Here is a 23,062-nt window from a genome sequence, read left to right on the forward strand (position 1 = left end):
AATTAATCTGTTAAAGGTTTTCCAAGATAGAAATCTAATACTTTAGTTGTAAAAACAAAATTATATTTAGCGTTAATAAGGTTGGCTTCTGCATTTACTAACCTATTTCTAACCTGTTCAAATTCAAAAGAGTTCATAACTCCCAAATTATAACTTTCTTGAGCATTTTTAAATGATTCACTTTGAGCATCTAATGACACCTGCGAAGCTTCAAATTGTTTAAATGCAGCTTTCGCATCAGCATATGCCTGCTCAATAGTTGATTGTAAATCTTGTTTGGCTTGATCTAATGAAAATTCTATTCTTTTTTTATTAATTTTAGCTCTACTTACATTAGCTTTAGTTTGCAACCTATTAAAAATAGGGACATCTAATCTAAATCCTAAATTATAACCCAAATTATTCTCTAACTGGACCCAAAAACCATTTGGAATTATTTCAAAATCAGTAGGATTTGATGGATCAGGAAATACGACTCTTAAATCTTCCTGTCCTTGAAAATGCTGGTAAGATGTTCCAAGCCCTGCACCAAAACTCAAATTAGGGTAGTACGCACTTTTTGCAATGTCAATTGCTAATTCCGAATTTTCAATATCTAGTTCAGCTTTACGAATCTCTGGTCTATTTTGAACAGCATAATCATAAATCTCAGTTGAACTCTTACGCTCCACTAACACTTCAGGGAGTCCCAATTCAATTCCTTCAACATCAAATCCTTCATATGGTATCTGCAACAATTGAGTTAAGCCTAATAATGCTAAATCTAAACTGTTCTCAACATTAGTTAATCGCTCTTTATCACTAGCCAATTGAGCCTCAACTTCATAGAGATCAGCTCTAGGTCTTACGCCTGAATCTACCAATTCAGATAATTGTTGAACTTGCTTTTCAGATATAAGAATTTGCTCTTCTGCAACTTTCAAGTTCTCTTTATTAAGCAATATGTTTAAATAAGAGTTTACAACGTTAACTGATATATTATCCTTTAAAATATCTAATTGCAACTGACTTGACTCAATACCAAGTTGAGCCTGTTTATAGATACTAGTATTTCTAAAGCCATTAAATAACGTCACGCCTGTATTCAACCCAAAGCTATTCCCTCTAGAATCTCTCGAAACTCTGTTTCCATCTTGACCAATAAATGATCCAAAATTCCAATTTTGAGATGCATTAGCATTTAAATTAGGCAAAAAATTACCTTTCGCAGTTATTAAATCCTGGTCTGCAGTTTCAGTATCAAGCTCTGTCTGTTTGATACTAATGTTATTCTCTAGTGCATAATTTATACACTCCTCCAAAGTCCATACTCTTTTTTCTTGCGCTATACTTACTATTGAAAATAAGCAAGCAAATATGAATATAACACTTACTTTTTTATTAATCATCTTCATTATCTTTTGATGCTTTATTCCAAACTTTAATTTTATCACCTTCGCTAATGCCTTCCTTTATTTCCACGTTTATTCCATCAGAAATTCCGAGTTCTACATATTTTTCTTCATAAGAACCATCTTCTTTCTGAACTTCTACATATGGCTTTTCAGAAATTCTATTGAATTGTAATAAGGATTCTTTAACGACTAAAATACTGTCCTTGCTTTCCAATTCAATTTCGGCATTTGCACTGTAACCTGCTCTAATTTTAGTTGATTGCTCAACTTGCACATCAGCCTTGATAGTAAATTGAACCGCTCCGTTTTCTTCAATACCTTTAGGAGCTACAAATGTTAATGTAGCCGGAAACTCCTTTTGGTTTATAGCTCCCAGTACTACAATAATTTCCTTACCTTCTTCTATTTTACCAACTTCGGCCTCATCAACTTTTCCTTCAAAAATCATTTTACTCATATCTGCAACAGAGGCGATAGTTGTACCCTCATTAAAGTTGTTACTCTCAATAACTTGATCACCTTCTCTAACTGGAATTTCTAAAATAGTTCCCGAAATTTGAGCTACAATATTCGTATTAGCAGCACTTCCACCTGACAATGAACCTTGTTTTATAATCTGAAAATCGTTTTGTGCTTGTCTTAATGATTCATTGGCTTGATTTAAAGACAACTCACTGTTTTCAAAATCTTGTTTTGATATGACTCCTTTTTCAAATAGTGCTTTGTTTCTATCATAAAGTGTTTTTGCATTATCATAGGACAATTTAGCGGTATTAATACGGCTGCGTGCACTTACTAAATTCTGCTCATTAGGAACCACACGAATTTTAGCTATAAGGTCTCCTTTTTTTACGATATCACCTTCTTCAACCATGATTTCGTCAACAATTCCAGAAATTTGAGGTTTTAATTCAATTTCTTCTTCTGGATTTAATTTACCAGTAGCGACTACCTTGGTATTTATAGACGTATAGAATGGTTCTTCTACTTTGAACTCTTCAATTTCTTTAGAGTTTGAGTCTTTGAAATATTTAATTACCCATACAAATAGTAATAACAATACTATTCCAACAATGATTTTTAAAGTTTTATTCATTTTATTATGATTGATTGTTTTATTCTTCTCTTAATGCTTCTATAGGTTTTATACTGGTTGCTTTAAAAGCTGGTATTAAACCAATTAATGTTCCTAATATGACTAATATGATTACTGCAATAAACACAACGGCAATAGATACCGATGCATTTACTATAGTTGCGTCATCCCCTTGACCAAAAGCTGAATCCAATGCAATTAAGATCCAACCGCCACTAATTATTCCAAAAAATCCCGCTATTAATGTTAAGGTTACGGCTTCAACAACTATTTGACGCTTTATTTCAAAAGGGGTTGCTCCCAATGCTCGCCTAACTCCTATTTCTTTTGTCCGCTCTTTTACCGTGATTAATAAAATATTTCCAATAGCAAAGACACCTGCAATAAGTGTTGCTATTCCAACAAACCATGTTAAAAACTGCATGCCAGTTAAAAAGCCTGTCATTTTTGCAAATTCACTTCCTAAATTAAAGCTACCAAACGCACGTTTATCTTGTGGATGTATTCTATTAAGGTTTTTAAGCATAAGCTTTGCATCTTCCTCAATTTGCTTAATATCGTATTCTGGCTTTCCAGTTATCATCATCCAGCCAATGCGATCGCCTTGATTATAAATTTGCTGAAATGTAGTAAATGGAATATGGATTTCAGTTCGTGGTCCCATATTCATGTTTGAGTCTTCAAACATCCCAACCACCATAAAATTCATGCCATTTATTTGAATGAATTCACCAATAGCTTCTTCATCTTTTTCGAATACTTGTTTATAAATACTTTCAGAAATTACGGCAACTTTGCGGTTTGTATCAATATCATTTTGATTAATAAAACGGCCATGCTGCAACTTCACTTTTTGAACCTTATCTAATAGCGGATAATCTCCATTGATTCCAAATGTGCCCGACAATTCTCTTCTTACTACTAATGCTTGATTTTGATTTCGCGGTATTACAAACTCAATTCCTTGAATATTTTCTTCAATTTTTTTGGCATCGGTAAGAGATAATCTCACTTGCTTACCTTCTTGAAAACCCTTGAATGGTTTACTCGTACTTTGACCCCAAATAAACACACTATTTGTTGCAAAACTTCCAAATAGTCTATTAAATGAATTTTCCAAACCACGTGCTGAACCTAATAATGCGATTAACAACAATATTCCCCACCAGACACCAACCATAGTTAATATGGAACGTAATTTGTTCTTGCTAAGACTGTCTGATACTTCTTGCCAAGTATCTCTTTCAAATAAAAATTTAAACATATTAATCGTCTCTTAATGCAACTATTGGTTTTATACGTGATGCTTTTTTAGCTGGTAAATATCCAGCTATTCCTCCTGCTAAAACTAGGGTAATCGTTGCTCCAATAATTAATGTTGTACTTACGCCAGGATCCTTAATGAAGTAAGTTTCCAACATAGGTTCTGCCAATTTTAATACACCAACACCCATAAGCAACCCAACATACCCAGCTATTGCCGTAATTAAAATAGATTCAATTAATATAATGGATACTATGGATCTTGGTGAAGCTCCTAATGCCTTTCGAATTCCGAGTTCTTTAGTTCTATCTTTTACGATGAATATCATAATATTACTGATTCCAACAATTCCTGCTATTAACGTTCCAAATCCAATAACTAAAATGATAATTCCTAAAGCAAATGTCATTTGACCAACAGCTTTAGTTCCTTCAGCCATGTTTCGAACTCTAATGGCTCGTTGATCATTATCTGCTACATCAAATCGTTCCTTTAGTTTTTTATTAATTAAATTCCCAAATGCAAGTGCTTGATCAAAATCCATTTCAGGATTATAGGTTAAGTTTATTTGATCAATATAATCGTTGTTTCCATAAATACGTTGAGCCGTTGAAACTGGCATATAAATGAGCCTTTCTTCATTATCACCACCATCATCAGTAAAAATGCCTACAATTTTAAACTGAATACCATTCATGTTTAAATATTTACCCAATGCAGTTGTTTTTAGAAATAAATCTTCTTCAACCAAACGACCAATTACCACTACTTTAGTTTCATTATCGATATCCAACTGGTTGATATATCGACCTTCTTTCATCATGGTTTTCTCTAAATATTGATGGTCTGGATGAACAGCTCGTACTGAATAATTATCTTTTTCGTTTCTAAATGAAGCGGTAACGTTTCTATATATACGTGATGTAATGTACTGAACATCATCACCAAAATCTTCCTTTAAATATTCATAATCTTCATTCTTAAACTGAATACGTCTTCCTGCCTGTAATCCTTTATGTGCTTTGGTAGTATTACCAGAATTAATAAATATGGAATTATTAGCATCATCAACAAAAGCTTCAGCAAATGTGTTTTGCAATCCGTTAGCCAAACCAAATAAGATAGCAAATAATAAAATAGCAAAAGCAACCGTAAAGCCAGATAATAAACTACGGGTCCTGTTTTTATTAATACTTTGAAATATTTCGCGCCAAAGGTCTATATCAAACATACTGCTCTGCTCTTACTTGATCTACTTTTACATCTTCCATAATGACACCATCTTTTAAACGTACAATACGTTTACACATATTAGCTATATCTTCTTCATGAGTTACAATTAAAAGTGTCTTACCTTCATCATTTAATTGCTGAAGAAAGGCCATAATATCATATGAAGTTTTAGTATCTAAAGCACCTGTAGGCTCATCAGCTAACAGTAATTTTGGGTTAGCAGCTAATGCTCTTGCAATGGCTACACGTTGTTTTTGACCACCGGATAATTCACTTGGATGGTGCTCTGCCCAATCACGAAGTCCTACCTTTTCTAAATGAAACAAAGACTTTTCTTGACGTTCTTTACGCTTTAAACCCTGGTAATACAGCGGTAAAGCCACATTTTCTTGAGCTGTTTTAAAATTGATAAGGTTAAAAGATTGGAAAATAAATCCTAAAAATTTATTCCTATAAATAGCTGCTTTCTTTTCGGTAAGGTTTTTAATTGGAACACCATCTAATATATACTCACCTTCATCAGCTTCGTCAAGCATACCTATGATATTTAACAAAGTAGATTTTCCAGATCCCGACGAACCCATAATGGCTACCATTTCGCCTTCTTTTACTGAAAGGTCTATTCCTTTTAAAACGTGCAAACTTCTATCGCCTATTGGATAAGACTTGTGTAGTTTATTGATGGTTAGCATAATTTACTTTTGTTTTTTTCTTGTAATTAATAGTTAGACTACTTAACCCTGAAAATGTTACAACAAAAGTAAATATTAATTAAGCCTTGCTTTTTTTTGCCTTGTTAAACTTTTTATAAATTAGGAAACCTATAGCTCCTACCAGGATGTATGGTATGGCCATAAGATATATAATACCATCATTAATTCCCTTGGCAGTTTCTTGACCTTCCTCACTTTCTAAAACTGCACGACACATAGCACATTGTGCTTCTACTGGAAGACTAGCCAAAACTAGTAAAAATAATATGATAAGTTGTTTTTTCACTTTAGTAGTAGGGTGAAATCATTATATAAACCACAACGCCTGAAATAGCTACAAACAACCACAAAGGAAATGTTATTCTAGCAATTTTTTTATGTCGTTCAAAATCATTAGTAATAGCTCTAACATAAGTAATTAAAACAAAAGGAATAATTATGATTGACATTAAAATGTGTGTAATTAATATGGCAAAATATAAATACTTCATAGCGCCTTCTCCACCATATTTTGTTGAATCACTGGTCATGTGATATAAGACATACATCACCAAAAAACATACAGAAAGAATAATAGCAAACTTCATTAAACGTTCATGAAGAAGGCGTTTCCCATTTGTTATTGCTAAAAACCCTAGCACTAAAACCAAAGCTGTTATAGCGTTTATTGTTGCATAAATTGGCGGTAAAAAAACTGGTAATTCTATATCCAACTTAACACCAAACAATGCCGCCACTACCAATGGTATTACTATGGATAAGATTACAATCCATTTATTATATTTTTTTGTATTTATTGTTGTGTTTGCCATTACTCTTTTAACAATTTTGCAATATCTTCTTTTAACATACTTATTTCTTCTTTCATGCCCTCATCATCAACTTTTTCAGCCTCACTAATAATACCTGAATAGAAAATTTTCGGGTTTCCAAAATCGTCTTTTCTGGATCGTATGTAGCCTTCTTTATCAATTAACGCAAAGTTCCCTGAATGTTCAAAACCAGCTTCAACGCTATCATCTTTTCCTACGTAAATATTGAAACCAACATTGGCTAACTCATAAATCTTATCTTCTTCACCTGTCATTAAGTTCCAATTTGGATTTGTAATTCCATATTTAATGGCATAGGCTTTTAAAACCTCTGGCGTATCAATTTCTGGAGTAATCGTGAATGAAGCGACACCAAAATTATCAAACTGGGTAAATTCATTTTGAATTTCAACCAAATTTCTATTCATCCTAGGGCATATTGTTGGACAAGTTGTAAAGAAAAATTCCACAACATATACTTTACCCAAATAATCTTGATTTGATATGGTATCTCCATCTTGATTCACAAAATTGAATTCGGGTACTTTTTTTGGTGAACCGTTAATTTCTAAATAAGCTAAATCACTTTTTGTAGCTCTTTCTTCTTCAGTTTTAATATTTAACCTATCATTTTCAACAGTGTTATTATACTTTAATCTATCAATAATTTTTGGAACAAAAATTATCCCAAAAACCAAGATGATAAATCCAACACCTACATAGGAATAGTTTGCTTTTTTACTCATCAGTATTGTTTAAATCATTGGCTCTTCTAGATGTTGAATCGAAATTTCCTTTTCTTTTTTGACGGTATTCCGTAAAAAGAACTCTCAAATCTTCAGCACTCATCTTGTTTTTTATGACAGCAACCTCAATACAGTCATAAGAATTCAAGCCATAAATTTCTTTCTTTTTTGCTTTCTCATTGTCAGATCTATCATCCAATCGTCCTCGTTGGTTTAAGTCGGTATCTATAATATACACATGGTCTGACGATAGGTTTTTATCTAATTCTTCACTAGATTTTAAACCTTTAAAAGTACTTAATATCTCATACTCATTGGCAGTAACAAAATGCCAAAAGCGTAAATCTTCATAGGTTGCTATCTCTCTGTACAGTTTTTCAGCCTCTTCTTTGGCGTCTTCAGTAACCAAAACAACTATTTGAAACTTTTTAAAGCCTTTAAATTTGTCATAAACCAATTCTTTTAAATTAGAACCAGCAATAACTTTGTCCAAGGGTTTATTACCAAAAAATGCCAATACGGTAATATGATCTTCTAAACCTATATTGTCTTCATTTACAGGAAGCTCAACAACCCCTTCTTTAACGATGTCAAGTGTATTATAATTTTCTTTTGAAAGCGATAGAATTAAAACAAACATGACGGGGAGAAAGAATAAAATTCCCAAAATCACATTTCGTTTTATTAGCTTTTTTTCCATAGTGCAAAAATAAAAAAAGGCGGTTTAAAAACCGCCTTTATATATTTATATTTCATTGTTATTAGAAATCTCTTTTTACAAATCCTGAAGAATAAACACCTTCAATATAACCACCTTCTTGCAATAAGATAAAAATCAAATAACAGATTAAGAAAACCGCAGTCCATACCACCATACGTCTTAATGCTTTAGTTTCGTCGCGCATGTGCATGAAATCCCAAGTGATGTAGTAAGCTTTAACAATAGTAAGGATTATAAATATCCAGTTTAATAATTTCATACCTAAAACTTTGGCCATTAAAGCTTCTGGTTTATAGATACCTAATACAACTTCAACAGCTGTAACAATTGTTAATAGAATCAATACTCCCCAAATTTTTTGGGTATTAGACTTAAATTTTATTAACCCTCTTAAAATTTCTAATTTGTGTGCGTGTGCCATTTTAATTTTTTTTATCTGAAATTAAACTAGGTAGAAGAATGTAAATACAAATACCCAAACTAAATCTACAAAGTGCCAATACAGACCAACTTTTTCAACCATTTCGTAACTTCTACGTTTTTCATACGTGCCTAATATCACATTGAAAAAGATAATAATATTAATTACAACTCCAGAAAATACGTGAAAACCGTGAAACCCAGTAATGAAGAAAAAGAAATCAGCAAACAATGGAGAACCATACTCGTTAACTTTAAGATTAGCACCTTCAACAACAGCTATACCGTTTTCTTTTACTTGTTTTAGAGATTCAGCTCTTGAAAGTACAGTTTTCTCACCGTGCTCATTAATCATTTGAGTTCTGACTAATACATTTTCATGAGATTCCAAACCATGCATCACTTCATCCATAGTATACGTTGGTAAAGTTCCCTCATCAACAAACCACAAACCATTCTTACGTTCGTGAGCCGTTCTATCTCTATGTCCAGCAACCACAAAATCACCTAAAGCGACACGTTTGCCTTCAGTATCTACAAATTGTAGAATGTTACCACCTTTTGTTTGGATAGCACCATAATCACCTTTAATAAAAGTAGCCCATTCCCAAGCTTGAGAACCAACGAATATTAAACCACCAATTATAGTTAAGAACATATACCAAGTTACTTTGGTCTTTTGCATTTTATGACCTGCATCTACAGCCAATACCATAGTTACCGATGACATAATAAGAACAAAGGTCATAAAAGCCACATATATCATTGGCAATTCCTGACCATGTAAGAAAGGTACGTGAGTAAAAACCTCATCGGCTATAGGCCATGATTCGATAAATTTAAATCTTGAAAACCCGTAGGCTGCTAAAAACCCTGAAAACGTCAAGGCATCCGATACGATAAAAAACCACATCATCATTTTACCGTAACTTGCTTTTAGAGGCTGATTTCCGCCTCCCCAAGTTTTACCTTCTGTTCCAGTATTTACAACTGTAGTACTCATATTTAAGGTTTAGTTTATAAAAGTTGCACAAAAATAATCATTTTATTTTTCTAAAGAAACATCCTGCTATAAATTATACTGACTCTAAACAAATATCAGCTAGGATGACACTTCAGACCATTAAAATGAACTATAATCTATTTGAAAAAATATAAAAAGAAAAAGAGATATACCCATAGTAAATCCACAAAGTGCCAAAAGGTTGCTGCCAGTTCAAAACCAAGCATATTTGTAGCATCATACTTTTGTTTAAAATGATTATAAATTACCACCATCAAGCAAATTAAACCAACAACTACATGCAAAATATGCATAATGGCTATTAAATACACATAAGACATAGTAACGTTACTTGTAGGACCAGTAAAATTATAACCTAAATTTATAATTTCTTGAAAGCCTCTAAACTGATTGTAAATAAAAAACAACCCCAAAATAAAGGTTGCAACCAACCATATGGATGTAGTTTGATGTTGACCACTTTGTAAACTGCGCTTTGCCAACAATAAGGTTAAACTACTAATAACAATAACAATGGTACTTATTACAAAGGCATCAGGTATTTTAAAATCTGTTAACCAATCGGGTCTAGAACTACTCACCACAAAAGCACTGGTCCAGCCAGCAAACGACATAATTAGGGAAATGATACCAAACCAGAGCATCATTTTTTTAGCCCTGTTATTTTTTTCTTCTTGAGTTCCTTGGGTTAAATCCATGGTTATCTTATAAATTTATCTAGTACGTAAACTATTTGTAAAAGTGTAATATATGATACGCTAGCTAACATGAGTTGTTTAGCCGCTTTTTCTGTCATTTTTTTATAAAGCTGTATGGCATAATAAACCATTCCCATTCCTAAAACAGCCACAATAATGGCTGATATTGGTGTTAAATACAGACGCCCTGTAAACCCAAATGCTGGAATTAAAGACACCAACAACGTCCAAATAGAGTACATTAATGTTTGAAGAGCTGTTGCTTTATCTTGTTTTCCTGTAGGCAGCATAAAAAACCCACCTTTTTTATAGTCTTCATACAAAAACCAGCCAATCGCCCAAAAATGTGGGAATTGCCAAAAAAACTGAATAGCAAATAAGGTTCCTGGCTCAATACCAAAATCATCGGTAGCTGCAACCCAGCCCAACATAAAAGGTATGGCACCTGGTATTGCTCCAACAAAAACAGACAACGGTGTTTTTGTCTTTAAAGGGGTATAAACACAGGTATATAAAAATATAGAAATAGCCCCAAACATGGCTGTTTGCGGATTAATAATGTATAAAATAACAATACCCAGTATGGTAAAAATTGTAGCGATGGTAAAAGCCACATTTACTGACATTCGTCCTGCAGCCACTGGCCTATTTTTGGTGCGATCCATTAAGGCATCTAAATCTCTTTCTATAATTTGGTTGAACGCATTGGAAGCGCCTACCATAAAATAACCACCAAATGCCAGTAAAATTAGTGTTTGAAAATTGACAACCTCTGCTCCTAACAAATAACCAGCCAAAGACGAAAACACCACACTTAATGCCAAGCGCATTTTGGTAATTTCTTTAAAATCTGAAATTATTGATGGTTTAACTGTTGACGTTATTGGCTTACTCAAAGTAAAGGATTGCTTTTTCGCTTATTTATTGCGGTGCAAAGATACTTTGAAAAGTTAAATTAGCAATTAAATAGCGTTAAAAACATCCCTGACAAATTAGTTCTAACTACTAGAATACAATAAAAGAATATTACAAATCAAAATACCAGTTAAACAAGTCGGTTCTTATCCCTAAATTAAACCAAACCGTGTTACTCTTTATAGCTGTATTGGTAACGGTATTGGGATTAAAGTCTCTAAACGTTACATCAGCAAATATTTTAAGATTGGTTGCTGGATTAATTAAATAACCTACTTGCAAATTGGTAAAAAACGTTGTTGTTTTATTGCCTTGACCTAACTCAATACCGTTGTCACTTGGTCTATCGTTATAATTGCGATATATATCACCACCGTAACTAAAATTGTCATCAACCGTATTGAAATCCAGACCACGTTCCCCAACTATCATTTTGGCATTGGCAAACCAACGCTTGTAATGATAACGACCAATAAGTACAAACTCGCTAAAATTTGCTCCCCATAAATGCGCCATGGATTGGTTGTTGTGTCCATAATTCAATACAATTGTATTATGTGAATAGGTATATGGTCTGACGCGGTTGTATTCAGCTTGCAACATTAAGTTTTTAACCTTAAACGCATTAAAATATTTCAGACCTAATTGATAACCATACTTATTTTTCCAACTTTTATTACCTCCTGTCATATCATCCAATGAAAATTCATCTAAAATGAATTGCCCATAACTGTAAATATTATTGGTAAATTTATATTTAGCTGATAATCCCATCACCGCATTTCCTGCATCCTGTCCGGTTTGGAACTCAATAGCGCGATAAAATATAATAGGATTTAAATAACTCACATCAAAACCACGATTATCAGATTTAGCCCAAATAACCGATTCAAACATACCAATGTTCAAACGTTTGGTAGCATTCCAACTCAAAAAATGGGTAGCCATGTACTTGCTTAAATAAGCACCTTCTGGATCAGTTGCTTCTGGTCTAGAATCTTTTAACCACATCCAAGTACTGGTGTATTTTATTTTCCAAAATTTAGTATTCAGTTTTAAAAATGGGTATGGACTTGCGACATCACTTGTAAATAAGGAGCGATACCCGTCACCAATAAAGTTTTTACTTTGCCCAAATTGTACATTAAAAAATTTGATAGGAGAATAGGACAAATAAGCTTCAGCTACAGGATAATCATAGGCATCTTTTTTAAATTCTTTAGCTATACCACGACCAGGAATAATGGCAATTTCATCAGCTGCCCTAATGGATTCAGCATATTGATTGAAATATTGTGGAAAACGACCTTGACTTTCAAATACTGAAGTATAAAACGTTAGCTTTTTACCCAAGCCACCTTGAAACATGATACCACGTGTATTATTAAAGGTGCTATTAAATTCTGCTTCGGTATCTTTCCCTACTTCAAAATCAAAAATAGGATCAACTGTAAACCAATAATCTTTTCCTTGAACTCTAACAAAGCGTTCATTCCATAATTTTCTGCCAGCAAATGATGATTTTTCTTTGGCTAATTTTTCTTGTTCGGCTTCAAAGTCATAATAGTTCGCTACGTCTTCATACATGTAGGGTTTTGATCCTGTATGACTATTAGTACCTACTAAATTGATATTCCTATCAAACTGCGCATAATAACTGTGGGTAAATGGGATATTTAATGTACTTGAAAACTCTCTATTTGAAAAGGGTTGCAGTCCTTTGTTTACACTATCATATTCCGATTTAGCAGCATTCTCGAGCTCCGCCAATTCTTCATCTTCGGATAAATCTTTTGTAGTCACAGATTGATCAACTAACGGAATTCTAATACCCATTGAATATTGCTTGAATGTGGCATTACCATTGTAAGTTGCTGGCTGTATTTTTGGAAAATCTTCAAACACACGTCTCGCTTCATCTTTCAACTCACTATACATGGCGTCAACATATATCACACGAAATTCTCCTTTGGCATCAACTTCAAATAGGATAACAACTTCGCCGTTATAATTATCTTCAGTTACCTTATCTGGGACTTTAAATTCATTGAAGATTTTAGTGTAGACCTGTTTATCAAAACATGCTTGAAGTGAATCGACTGAGGTGCTTTCACATTCAGGAAAAACAGGTGGTTTTTCAAAAAATAAATCGTCTTGAGAATACAGATTATATTGTATGGCACAAAGCACTATTACCAGAAATGGTTTCCAATTCATTGATACAATTTTTATGAAAGGAGAAAGATACTATTTTTTTAATAATGTCATAAAAAATACCGCTATCAAAACTTATTAATAGCGGTATGTTACAAAAAACTGTGTCTAATTTTGAATAGTAAATGAAATTGGTAAGGTATATAAAACATCAACTGTTTTATTACCATGTTGACCAGGTGTCATTCTCGGTAATTTATTGACTACTCTATTGGCTTCTTCTCCCAGCTTATTGTGAGTTGCTTGGGTTTGTAAAATCTCTACATGGCCTTGTTTATTGATTTTAAAATTAACATAAATTTTCTGTTTTCCTTTTAACCCCAATCTTGGACCTAAATCTGTATCAAATTTCTTTTGAATAAACTTTGATAGTTTATTGGACATACATTCACGTCTCTCTTGATTGGATGTTGCTTTTTCACAGCCAGGAAAAATAGGTGCTTTTTCAACCAAAACAATATTCATTGGTTCATCTGGCTTCTTTAAAACTTCAATTTTCTCCGACGTAATCGTTTTGTCAGTAGTAGGCAACTCCTCCTTAAAAATATCATCAGCTGTTTCTTTAACATCATCATTATTATCAGCTACTTCAATTTGATTAGAAAATTTAGTTGGTGTTTTAGGCGTTTTGATAATTTCTTTCACAGGCTCTTTGTAGATTTCATATTTATCCATAGAGAATTCTGATGGGACATCATCAACAAACGCCATGTCTGAAACTTTAGTTTCCGTTTTTAGGAATTTCATTTCTAAAAGGCCGTAAGCAAAAAGCAAACACAGAATTAAGCCAATTTGAAAGTAGAGCGTTGAGTTTTTTTGTAAATTTACCTCGTGCTTTTGCGATTTTCTCACGGTTTTCTCATTTTGCCGAATGAGTTCGTGGTTTTTCTTTGAAAAATTCATAATACTATAGTTTAAATTGTTAATATTATGATAAAATCACAATAAGCATACCAAAAAAGAAATCCCGTTACAAAATATGTAACGGGATTTTAATTTATTTTAAGAACTACTTAAATTTAATCTTGTACTTGGAACTTAATTGGTAAATAATATGGCACTCTTACAGCCTTACCACGTTGTTTACCAGGTTTCATTTTTGGTAGTAAACCTATCACGCGTCTAGCTTCTTTTTCCAAACTTGGATGCGGTGCTCTAACTTGTACATCAACAATATCACCTGTTTTATCTATCTTAAAGAAAACACGTATTTGCTGTATACCTGATAAGCCTAACTCTTGAGCTAACTCTGTATTGAATTTCTTTCTGATGAAATCATTCATCTTTTTATTCATACAGGCTTTTTTTGCATCATTATTACCACTTTCACAACCTGGAAATACAGGAACATTTTCAATGACTGCAAAAGGTACCTCAACATCTTCTTCAACTTCTTCAACTTCAACTTCTTCAACTTCGACAATTTCTTCTTCTTGACTAGTCTCTGTTGATTCAATAACCGTTTCCTCAACTTCTTCTTCATCTTCAACTACCTCAATAACTTCAGGAGCAGCTGGTGGTGGAGGAGGTGGTGGTGGCGTAGTAATCTGTTCAGTAATTGGAACTTCTTCATCAAGTTCTTCATCTAAATTCAATTGTCCAATATCAATATCTGATTTGTCATATGTTTTGTAGTTTATTGCATAATTAGTTAAAAACAACATTAATGCTAAACCAATAGCAAAAAACAGCGAACTGTTTCTACCAACATTTGATTCTGGATTTTTTTTAGGCTCCATAATTTTAATTTATTACTGTTTGCTAAAATAACCAATTTAATGGCAAATAAGCAAACGATTAATATTTTTTAACGTCAGTTTTTTTGACGAAGACTATTATCATACTCATAAACAATACACCTAGTATATTTGCTAGCATATCAGCCTCATCATAAAACCGTGAGATGGTCAGTACTTTTTGTAGTACCTCAACAATTGTACCAAATACTGCACAAGAGATGCCTACAAGCAGTAACGTTTTGATTTTTGAGAACTCAAATTGGTGCTTTATAGCATAATACCACAATAGAGTAAGTAAACCATATGCTGTAAAATGAAAGATTTTATCTCCATAAGAAGGCACAATAGAGTCTAAACCTCCAAAATCTACTGTTATTAAGCTAACAATTAGTAATGATACGGTATAGAAAACAGCAATTTGTACGCTTCTTTTTTTAAGCACCTACTAGCTCTTTGTATTCATCAGAAGACATAAGACCGTCCACTTGAGATACATCCGAACATTTAACCTTTATCATCCAACCATTGCCGTAAGGATCAGTATTTACTGTTTCAGGCTCATCTTCTAAAGCCTCATTAAACTCAATAATCTCACCAGCAACAGGTAGAAATAAATCAGATACTGTTTTGACAGCTTCAACGGTTCCAAAAACCTCATCAGCTTCCAAAGTTTCATCAACTGTTTCAACTTCAACGTAAACAATATCTCCTAATTCACTTTGTGCAAAATCAGTAATGCCAACCGTAGCTACATCACCTTCCAACTTTACCCATTCATGATCTTTAGTATACTTTAATTCGGATGGTATATTCATGGTAATTTAATTTTTTACAAATGTATTTATTCAGATTTTAAAATCAAACAATTAGTTTTTAATTACCAAAATTATATCTCAATGTAATTCCAGAACGGATTGTAGTTTGTGGAAAGGCCGTTGAAATGGCATATTCTGAAAATGCATAGTCAAAATAGAAAATACCTGTTAGGTTTTTACTGAATGCATAATCAGCTGAAAATTTGGCTGACCAAATAGTTTGTCCAGAGGTTATTTGATTATTGTCTAAATCAAGATATCTAATTATGGTTTTATTATCACGGACAGACACATCTGCTTTCATGTTTAAATCACTTACAATTATTCGTTTAGGCCCAGCAAGTTTAGATCTAATTCTAACATCCTTAATTCTATATCCCAATCCCACTATATATTCATTTCCTTGAATTTCAGTCATCAAATTATTATCAAAACTTAAGGATAATAATCGGTCTTTTTTCATTTCTGCTAAAATTTTAATGGAGTTTTTCATCTCCATATCAATACGGAATAGCGGTGTAAACATCTCCGATAAATTGATATTACTGTATATGGTTTCATTTTTAAAATTACCACTTTGATCAACTTCGGTTGGGTTATCAGGATCATAATCCAAATTTGAACGGAATTGATTAATGGTATAATTTGAACGGTATCCATGAATTATTGAAAAACGCTTAAACCTATCTTTAAACCATTTTAAATTCATAAGCCCTGTGTACTTGATATCCCAGTTAGGAATAGGTACATCTCTAAAAGCACTTAATGAGACTTTTCCAGCATCTTGACCCGAATAAGCTGATAAGAATGAGGGTAGTAATACTGCTTGACTGTTTTTACCAAATCCAACAGGGTATCCTTCTGCATCTACAGGGAATGAGGTAGTTCCGTAAAATTGTTCTGCCAACCTATTGGCCACCTGGATTCTATTATTTCTAAAATCATTAAAGGTTTGTGATTCCCTCTCATCACTTGCGCTAAAAGCAGTCTTAATTAAAAGTGTTGATATGTTGAAATTTCCGAAGGAGTTAGGTGTTAATGATTCATACTCCAATTCATCACCTAAATCATTCACACGATAATTTTCAGTATAATTTTCAGCATAAATTCTGTTCCCAACTAAATCTATTTTAAGGTCATTAAATGGCTCAACACTAGCTGTGTAATCAAATTGACGTGTTTTGTTTACGCGATACTGATCATTAAAATCTGGATAAAGCGTTAGCCATCCTCTTCTAGCTGCCATTTCTCTTACATCATTTTGACTACCAAAAGTGAATCCAGCAGTTGGCTTTAAGGTCCCAATAAAACCAGGCGTTTGTAAATATCCTGGAATGTATGTACCGTTGGTTTCGGCATAGTTAAAAGTCATTCTTTTAACGCTCGTTAAAATACCAATTCCTGTATTCAATAATTTAGTGCCACCACTATTGGAAACTTTTTTAGGTGGTTTTTTAGAATCATCACCATCTTTTGATGGTGGTGATGCCGTTTTACTATCTCTACTTATTGGTCTTGAAGTACCACTCCTCCTCACAGGCTTTTTCTTTAAACCTATATAGTTGTAGAATTTATTCATATTAAGCGTGGTGTTCAACGTATGCTGATTAGCATTTGAAATAGTATTACCTAAATCATACGTCTGACCATCTACTTCCAAATCACCAAATAGGTCTGATCCCTTCTGCCATTGAAACTCTCCACTATATGAGTAAGTTGCATCAATAAATGCAAAGGTTGGTATTTTATTAATAGGGATCTCATAATTAACGCCTAATTGTTGGTATTGCGTATTAGGGTCTCCAAAATCAAAGAATCCATCCCAAACATCTAATTCTGGATCTTGTTCTCCATTTAGGATATCATTTTTAAAGTAATTTCTAACAATATTCACATTGGATGCTGTAAAATTCAAACTCAACGAATTAGTTAAGTTGTAATTAATAGTATAACCAAAATCAAAGGTATAGTTTCTTCTGTATAACTCTTCAAGACCAATGTTACCACCCGTTAAATCGACTTCCCTAAATTTTTGTTTATTAAACTGCCTGTTGATATTTGTATTTACAACAAAACTTGCTGGAAGTGGATTAAAATTAAAATCTTTTAATAGTTTCCAATACTTTCCTGTGAACAGAGAATCATTTTTCTTGAATGGCTCAATAACCAATGGATTGAAATTATAGGCATAATTTACACCTGTTCTTACATTTTTATCAACTGAACTCTCTATTTCAAAGTCTCTATGTTCAACTTTATTGTATGAATAATTGAATGTGAAATTTTCAACATCATAGAATCGTGGCGTAGCTTCACCGGTCCTGATTTTACGAACACCAATAAAGTTTATACTCTTACGTTTGGTATAATTCTCGTTGACATTTAAAATAGAATCATTGTTACTATTGTTGTCCAATTGGGTTTGTAATTCAATGTCCCTATAAAATTCATCATACTTTGGTGTGATTTTTTCTTCACTAACTCCATAATTAAAAGGAATTTCAACTCCCCATTTTTCAGGAAGTAATTGTCCAATGTTCACATTGGTAACAACATCATATTGCACAACATCTTCAATACTTCTTTCTAAAGGTCCTTGTTCTATGGTTCCAAAGCCAGAAGTGCTTTGCCTACCAGTAGCACTTACGCTAGCAAAATCAGCTATATTAGAGTCCATACTCAATATTGCAGCCCAACCACCTTTGCTTTCCATATCAGATAAACGTAACTCATTAAACCAAAGCACACCACATTTATCTATATCAGATCGGTTTTTTACCCCTACCATCAATGTTCTTATATCTCCAAAATTTGGATTTCCTACAATTGCCACACGATGGTAAAAATCACCACTACCTAGTCCTGTTGGCAACGGATCGTACTCTAAAACCTCACCTGTTACTTCCTCACTTATTACATCGTAAAAAGTTGGATCTGGGCTACTAATATTTCCGGAAGCTATTGATTTTGCCTTAATCTCTTGAAGAACTTTTAACGGTAAATTTATTTGATTTTCTTCAGGCCATAAGGCTTCGCGAGACAATCCTCTAGACACTTTTAAAGGTACTTCAATCTGATAATAGTTTTGAGTCAAATCATTACCCATCCTAATAAAACCAACTAAATCATCATCATCTAAACCTGGAACATTACCTGGTTCAGCATGCATAAACATTCTAATGCGCTTATACTGTCGCATATCCACGTTGATATTTTTAAAAACAGCCCGACCATCATGTGATTCTAAATCACAAACATCTACCAATAACGATTGCTCATTTTGTCTAATAACAGTGTTATTATTAAACAACTCTTCTGGATCAACACCAGGAGGTGATTGGTAACTACCATCATTCTTCAAAGTACTAATCACACCTACAGAAAATTCCGTATTATCTAAAGAAGGGTCTCCTTCATCCTCGTCCAATGTTTGTGTATAACGTCTCCATTCGCTTCTCACTAAATCTAGTGTACCAAATCTCATAACCGTTTTTTCGGAGAATTCTTTAAGATACATACGTGCAAAACGAATAGACCTTAAATCTGTTATCCCTCCAATTGCATCAGAAAATTCGGTTACAGGAATTCTAAATTGATACCAAATTGGTGTAACCGTTTGTCCATTGGGAAGACTTCGTATTTGCGTATTTTTAATATCAACAATGTACGGGTTATCGATGTTTAAGGTAGAAGGTGTTAGTTCAACTTCATATTCAAAATAACTATCAATCGTGTTCATGGTATTATCACGATTAACGTCTTCTACATCAGGTTGGGCATTGGCTCCACGATCGGTATCAGAAAATGTGTCTGGTGAATTTCCTTGAACGCCGTTATATCGCTTATAACGATCAAATATGTCACCATCAGCATTTAAAAAATAGGTGTAATTATCATTTGCTGGATCGTTCAAAGATGAATATGTTGGGAACTTTATACGTTCATCAGCATCATCATAACCATCATAACCTACATCTTGATTCGTACGTTCTTCACCCGTTGTATCAAACGCATAAATTAGTGATTGGTTTTGCGGATAAACAGTTCCCCAAGAAGGTGATTCAGGTAGAACACCAATTACGTTACCATCAGCTGGTAGTCCATTTTCATATAGCTTACGTCCATCTTTTATAATATCTTCAGATATATTACCTAAATTAAATACTAATTTACCACCAGTGTTACCTGGGTTGTCTTGATAAGGATCTTGTAACCAGAATTCAATATACTCTACGTTTGCCTGCTCAAAATCTGTTGAAGTTAACTGCCTAGTTATACCTGCCCAGCTATCTTCAGGATTGGTTAAGGTATTTGTACTGATGTCAACATCTGTAGTTTGGAAATTATAAGGCCCTCTTTCTTCAGGATAAAACGCTAAATCTAAAGTATTTAATATGGTAGTCTGACCTTGTGCTATGTCTTGTTGCGGAAATAACTCATTGATAAAAACACGACTCGTGAACAAATCTGAAATATCATCATCGGATATGCCATCTGGTGCTCTGTTACTATAAAATATTGGATCAATAAAATACCAGTTTAATAATGCTCGGTTAAAACCTTGTTCAATACCATTTTGGTCATCATCATTGTTATTAATTCCTTTTGGTCTACTGGATAAGAACCAAGATTGCGGAGATTTTAAATCGATATTATTTTGGGTTCCTTCAAAATCATCTACATAGGATGTTGCTTCACCTTGAAAATCTGTTCCTTTAGGTGAGCCAGGTGCTAGATAAGCAAACTCGCCTCTTAATGACACATTTGAAGGAACATCTGTATCAATGTTTGGTAATTTATTAACCATTCGTGTCAGGAATGGGACTTCAGTCGAATAATTTCCGTTAAAGCCAAAAATATGGTTGTTAATAGGTTCTTGGGCATAATTGGCTTTTTGCGTAATTGGCCTCTCATTTAAATGCAACCAGGTACCACCAATAACAAAATTCTCATTGAATTTATGTTCAACATTTACGCCTGTAAAACGTTTTGTCTGTTGACCAAATACCGCATTATTCTCTGTTGAAACTTGAATTGGCGTGTTGGAAGCCTTTAATGCTTCATCTAAAATTTGAACTGTTCCTTGCTGATAATTAACTGTGTAGTCAATTCCCTCAACCAAGGTACGTCCACCTGCAGTTACAGTAACTGAACCTCTGGGCACATTAAATGCACCTATTGGAATTCCGTCTCCACCTGATGATTTATAGCGTCCTTTTAACTTAAATTTATTCTTATCGGCCTCTTCTAAAGCTGCTGTTTTGGTTTCTTTATATAAAATATCATAGACATACTTCGCTTGATTATCGTTATAGGTAGCCGTATTGTTGTAATCCTCTCCACCTAAAGACAGCGTGTTGAATAAATACTCACCAAAAGGCTCAACCTTTGTGAATACAATTTTTCCATTTTGAGGTAAAACGGTTATTCCTGGAACAAAATCAAAAAAACCATCACCATTGGTTTGCGGATCGTTGTTAAAGTTTAATCTATCAAAATTAAAAAGTCTTAATAGTGTTGTTTCCTGAATTGGTTCACCATTAAATGGTGGAAATGGCGTACCATCTACTGGAGTGATAAAATTTAACGGCGAAGCTTCGTTATAAAAAATGTTCAATTTAAAATCCTCTTGACTTAATTGGTAAGCTCCAGTGTCATAGATGTTTTTCATCATCAAATCCCAAATTGGTTGCTGAACATTTGTGACTGGACTTTTCAATAACTTTAAAACCAAACTGTTGTTTGTAACAGTCGTTATACTGCCAGAATTATCAACACCTGTTGGATCAACACCTCCGTTAGCAAATTCACCAACTTGAAAAACTTGACCACCAACTGTATATTGAAATGCAACAGCTATAACTTCATCATTTAATAATCGCTGATTTAATGAAATATAACCTAACTGCGTATTTACTGTATATTCCTGTCCTTCAATTAATTTTCTGGCATTCTCCAATTTAGCATAATCAGAGCCTTCATTTACTCTGTTTGATAAACTACCAAATCCTTGTTGTGCGGTGGCAATATCTCTAATCAAATCATTTAACACAGAACCAGACCCGATAGCTGTTGGATCATAATCGTTATTTCCGTTATCAGGAAATGCATTAGGCCCAGCATTTAAAAACCCTGGTGGTATAGGTTGTAAGTAAATATCATTGTCCACTGGATCTGGGTTTGACTCCCCTAAATCTTGAATTGCTACAACATTCCTTACATTTTCTGTTCTGTTTGTTCTATTGGTTACCCAAACCTCAATTCTTGTAATTTGAACATTGGTGTTTATAAAAGGGTAATTGGCTAATGCCTCATCATAATTATCTCTAAAGTAGTGTGCCAAAAAGAAGTGACGGTTTTCATCATAATCTCTAGCAAAAAAATCAAATTCTTCTAGTGTTCCTCCACCTTGCGCCACAACGGTTCTTCTGTCCGAACGTTGTTCAGAAAAAACACCTGTGATGGTAGTTCTACCAAATTGAAGCTGGGTTTTTACACCAAATAAACTTTGTGCACCCGTAATCAAGGAGCTATTGAGTGGCATACTCACATTACCTACTTCAATTTTTTGAATAATATCATCTTCTGTTGGTGTATATTCTAACTTTATAAGATTTTGAAAATCAAAAGTTGATTCGGTGTCATAGTTGGCTGTTACTTGTAAGCGTGTTCCAACTTTCCCTAATAAACTTAAACTAATACGTTGATCAAAATCAAAAGTAAAACTACTTCTATTCCTAGGAGAAAAAGCTGGATTATCCTGTTTGGTGTATAAAATACCCAAATCTATTTCCACAGAACCTTGTGGTATTATTTCAATAGTATTACTTCCAAATATGGTTTCAAAGAAACCGGAATTGATATAGAATTCTGGCAATAAATTTTTCTGTTCTTCTTCGGATCCTTCTTTCTTACCGTCGAATGCATCAATTTGCTGCTTATAATAGGATTGAATGTTTTCTTTTATAACAAGATCTTCATACTCTTCTCGTGTAAGGATAATAGGGTAATTAATATTAAAACTTCCAACCGTTTCTGTGTAGATATATCTATCTGTTATCGGATCATAGGTGTATTTAGATTCAATACTATTGGGATTGGGCATCTGCATATTTCCCAAATTAAACCCTGTGGCGGTTGAGTCCTGCTCTACAGGCTCTTGTGACCACGCCATCACTGAATACAAAAAAGCGACAGCAATAAAAATATAATATTTACTTGATGTGTATAAACTCGAGTTGGTAGTATTCAAAATCAA

At 33.5% G+C, this 23,062-nt stretch carries 19 protein-coding genes; all 19 read right to left on the minus strand.

The window, feature by feature from the left end:
• Nucleotides 1-2: 2 nt before the first annotated feature.
• The 19 genes from HGK31_RS01175 to sov all read right to left on the minus strand — a co-directional run bounded on the left by HGK31_RS01175 (nt 3) and on the right by sov (nt 23,056).
• Nucleotides 3-1,388, minus strand: coding sequence for a TolC family protein (locus HGK31_RS01175; protein WP_233450939.1), 1,386 nt, complete (start codon nt 1,386-1,388; stop codon nt 3-5).
• On the minus strand, nt 1,381-2,490 hold the full coding sequence (locus tag HGK31_RS01180; RefSeq protein ID WP_104734768.1) for an efflux RND transporter periplasmic adaptor subunit: 1,110 nt from the start codon (nt 2,488-2,490) through the stop codon (nt 1,381-1,383). The genes HGK31_RS01175 and HGK31_RS01180 overlap by 8 nt, the downstream gene beginning before the upstream one ends.
• Before the next feature lie 19 nt (nt 2,491-2,509).
• A complete protein-coding gene (locus HGK31_RS01185; RefSeq protein WP_104734769.1) occupies nt 2,510-3,754 on the minus strand; it encodes an ABC transporter permease in 1,245 nt (414 codons plus the stop codon).
• Nucleotide 3,755: 1 nt separating this feature from the next.
• The gene (locus HGK31_RS01190) at nt 3,756-4,985 is read right to left on the minus strand and encodes an ABC transporter permease (RefSeq protein ID WP_104734770.1); all 1,230 of its coding nucleotides are present in this window, start codon (nt 4,983-4,985) and stop codon (nt 3,756-3,758) included.
• Nucleotides 4,978-5,679: an ABC transporter ATP-binding protein gene (locus HGK31_RS01195; protein ID WP_104734771.1), complete on the minus strand. Its 702-nt coding sequence runs from the start codon at nt 5,677-5,679 to the stop codon at nt 4,978-4,980. The genes HGK31_RS01190 and HGK31_RS01195 overlap by 8 nt, the downstream gene beginning before the upstream one ends.
• A 79-nt stretch (nt 5,680-5,758) precedes the next feature.
• Nucleotides 5,759-5,986, minus strand: coding sequence for a hypothetical protein (locus HGK31_RS01200; RefSeq protein ID WP_191858154.1), 228 nt, complete (start codon nt 5,984-5,986; stop codon nt 5,759-5,761).
• Between the two features lies 1 nt (nt 5,987).
• Complete coding sequence (locus HGK31_RS01205) at nt 5,988-6,512, minus strand: DUF420 domain-containing protein (RefSeq protein ID WP_104734773.1); 525 nt, start codon at nt 6,510-6,512, stop codon at nt 5,988-5,990.
• On the minus strand, nt 6,512-7,258 hold the full coding sequence (locus HGK31_RS01210) for an SCO family protein (protein ID WP_191858155.1): 747 nt from the start codon (nt 7,256-7,258) through the stop codon (nt 6,512-6,514). Before HGK31_RS01210 ends, HGK31_RS01205 begins: the two co-directional genes overlap by 1 nt.
• Nucleotides 7,251-7,958, minus strand: coding sequence for a hypothetical protein (locus tag HGK31_RS01215; RefSeq protein WP_191858156.1), 708 nt, complete (start codon nt 7,956-7,958; stop codon nt 7,251-7,253). Before HGK31_RS01215 ends, HGK31_RS01210 begins: the two co-directional genes overlap by 8 nt.
• Nucleotides 7,959-8,019: 61 nt before the next feature.
• Nucleotides 8,020-8,400 (minus strand): cytochrome C oxidase subunit IV family protein, encoded by a 381-nt coding sequence (locus HGK31_RS01220; RefSeq protein ID WP_104734776.1) that lies wholly within the window; start codon nt 8,398-8,400, stop codon nt 8,020-8,022.
• A gap of 21 nt (nt 8,401-8,421) precedes the next feature.
• Nucleotides 8,422-9,402 carry a cytochrome c oxidase subunit 3 gene (locus tag HGK31_RS01225; protein WP_104734777.1) on the minus strand — a complete coding sequence of 327 codons (981 nt, stop codon included), beginning with the start codon at nt 9,400-9,402 and terminating at the stop codon, nt 8,422-8,424.
• A 137-nt stretch (nt 9,403-9,539) separates the two neighbouring features.
• Nucleotides 9,540-10,121: a cytochrome c oxidase subunit 3 gene (locus HGK31_RS01230; protein ID WP_191858157.1), complete on the minus strand. Its 582-nt coding sequence runs from the start codon at nt 10,119-10,121 to the stop codon at nt 9,540-9,542.
• 2 nt (nt 10,122-10,123) lie between these two features.
• Entirely contained in the window at nt 10,124-11,017 is an 894-nt protein-coding gene (gene cyoE, locus HGK31_RS01235) for a heme o synthase (RefSeq protein ID WP_191858158.1), read from the minus strand.
• A 130-nt stretch (nt 11,018-11,147) separates the two neighbouring features.
• Complete coding sequence (locus HGK31_RS01240) at nt 11,148-13,253, minus strand: gliding motility protein RemB (protein WP_191858159.1); 2,106 nt, start codon at nt 13,251-13,253, stop codon at nt 11,148-11,150.
• A gap of 105 nt (nt 13,254-13,358) precedes the next feature.
• Nucleotides 13,359-14,153 carry an energy transducer TonB gene (locus HGK31_RS01245; protein ID WP_191858160.1) on the minus strand — a complete coding sequence of 265 codons (795 nt, stop codon included), beginning with the start codon at nt 14,151-14,153 and terminating at the stop codon, nt 13,359-13,361.
• Between the two features lie 116 nt (nt 14,154-14,269).
• Nucleotides 14,270-14,989 (minus strand): energy transducer TonB, encoded by a 720-nt coding sequence (locus HGK31_RS01250; RefSeq protein ID WP_191858161.1) that lies wholly within the window; start codon nt 14,987-14,989, stop codon nt 14,270-14,272.
• A gap of 58 nt (nt 14,990-15,047) precedes the next feature.
• On the minus strand, nt 15,048-15,431 hold the full coding sequence (locus HGK31_RS14640; RefSeq protein ID WP_191858162.1) for a VanZ family protein: 384 nt from the start codon (nt 15,429-15,431) through the stop codon (nt 15,048-15,050).
• Entirely contained in the window at nt 15,424-15,804 is a 381-nt protein-coding gene (gene gcvH, locus HGK31_RS01260; RefSeq protein ID WP_104734784.1) for a glycine cleavage system protein GcvH, read from the minus strand. Before gcvH ends, HGK31_RS14640 begins: the two co-directional genes overlap by 8 nt.
• A gap of 58 nt (nt 15,805-15,862) precedes the next feature.
• Nucleotides 15,863-23,056, minus strand: a complete 7,194-nt coding sequence (sov, locus tag HGK31_RS01265) for a T9SS outer membrane translocon Sov/SprA (RefSeq protein WP_191858163.1) — start codon at nt 23,054-23,056, stop codon at nt 15,863-15,865.
• Nucleotides 23,057-23,062 lie beyond the last annotated feature (6 nt).

The organism is Hanstruepera ponticola, from assembly GCF_012931685.1.
GTDB classification, from domain to species: Bacteria; Bacteroidota; Bacteroidia; order Flavobacteriales; family Flavobacteriaceae; genus Hanstruepera; species Hanstruepera ponticola.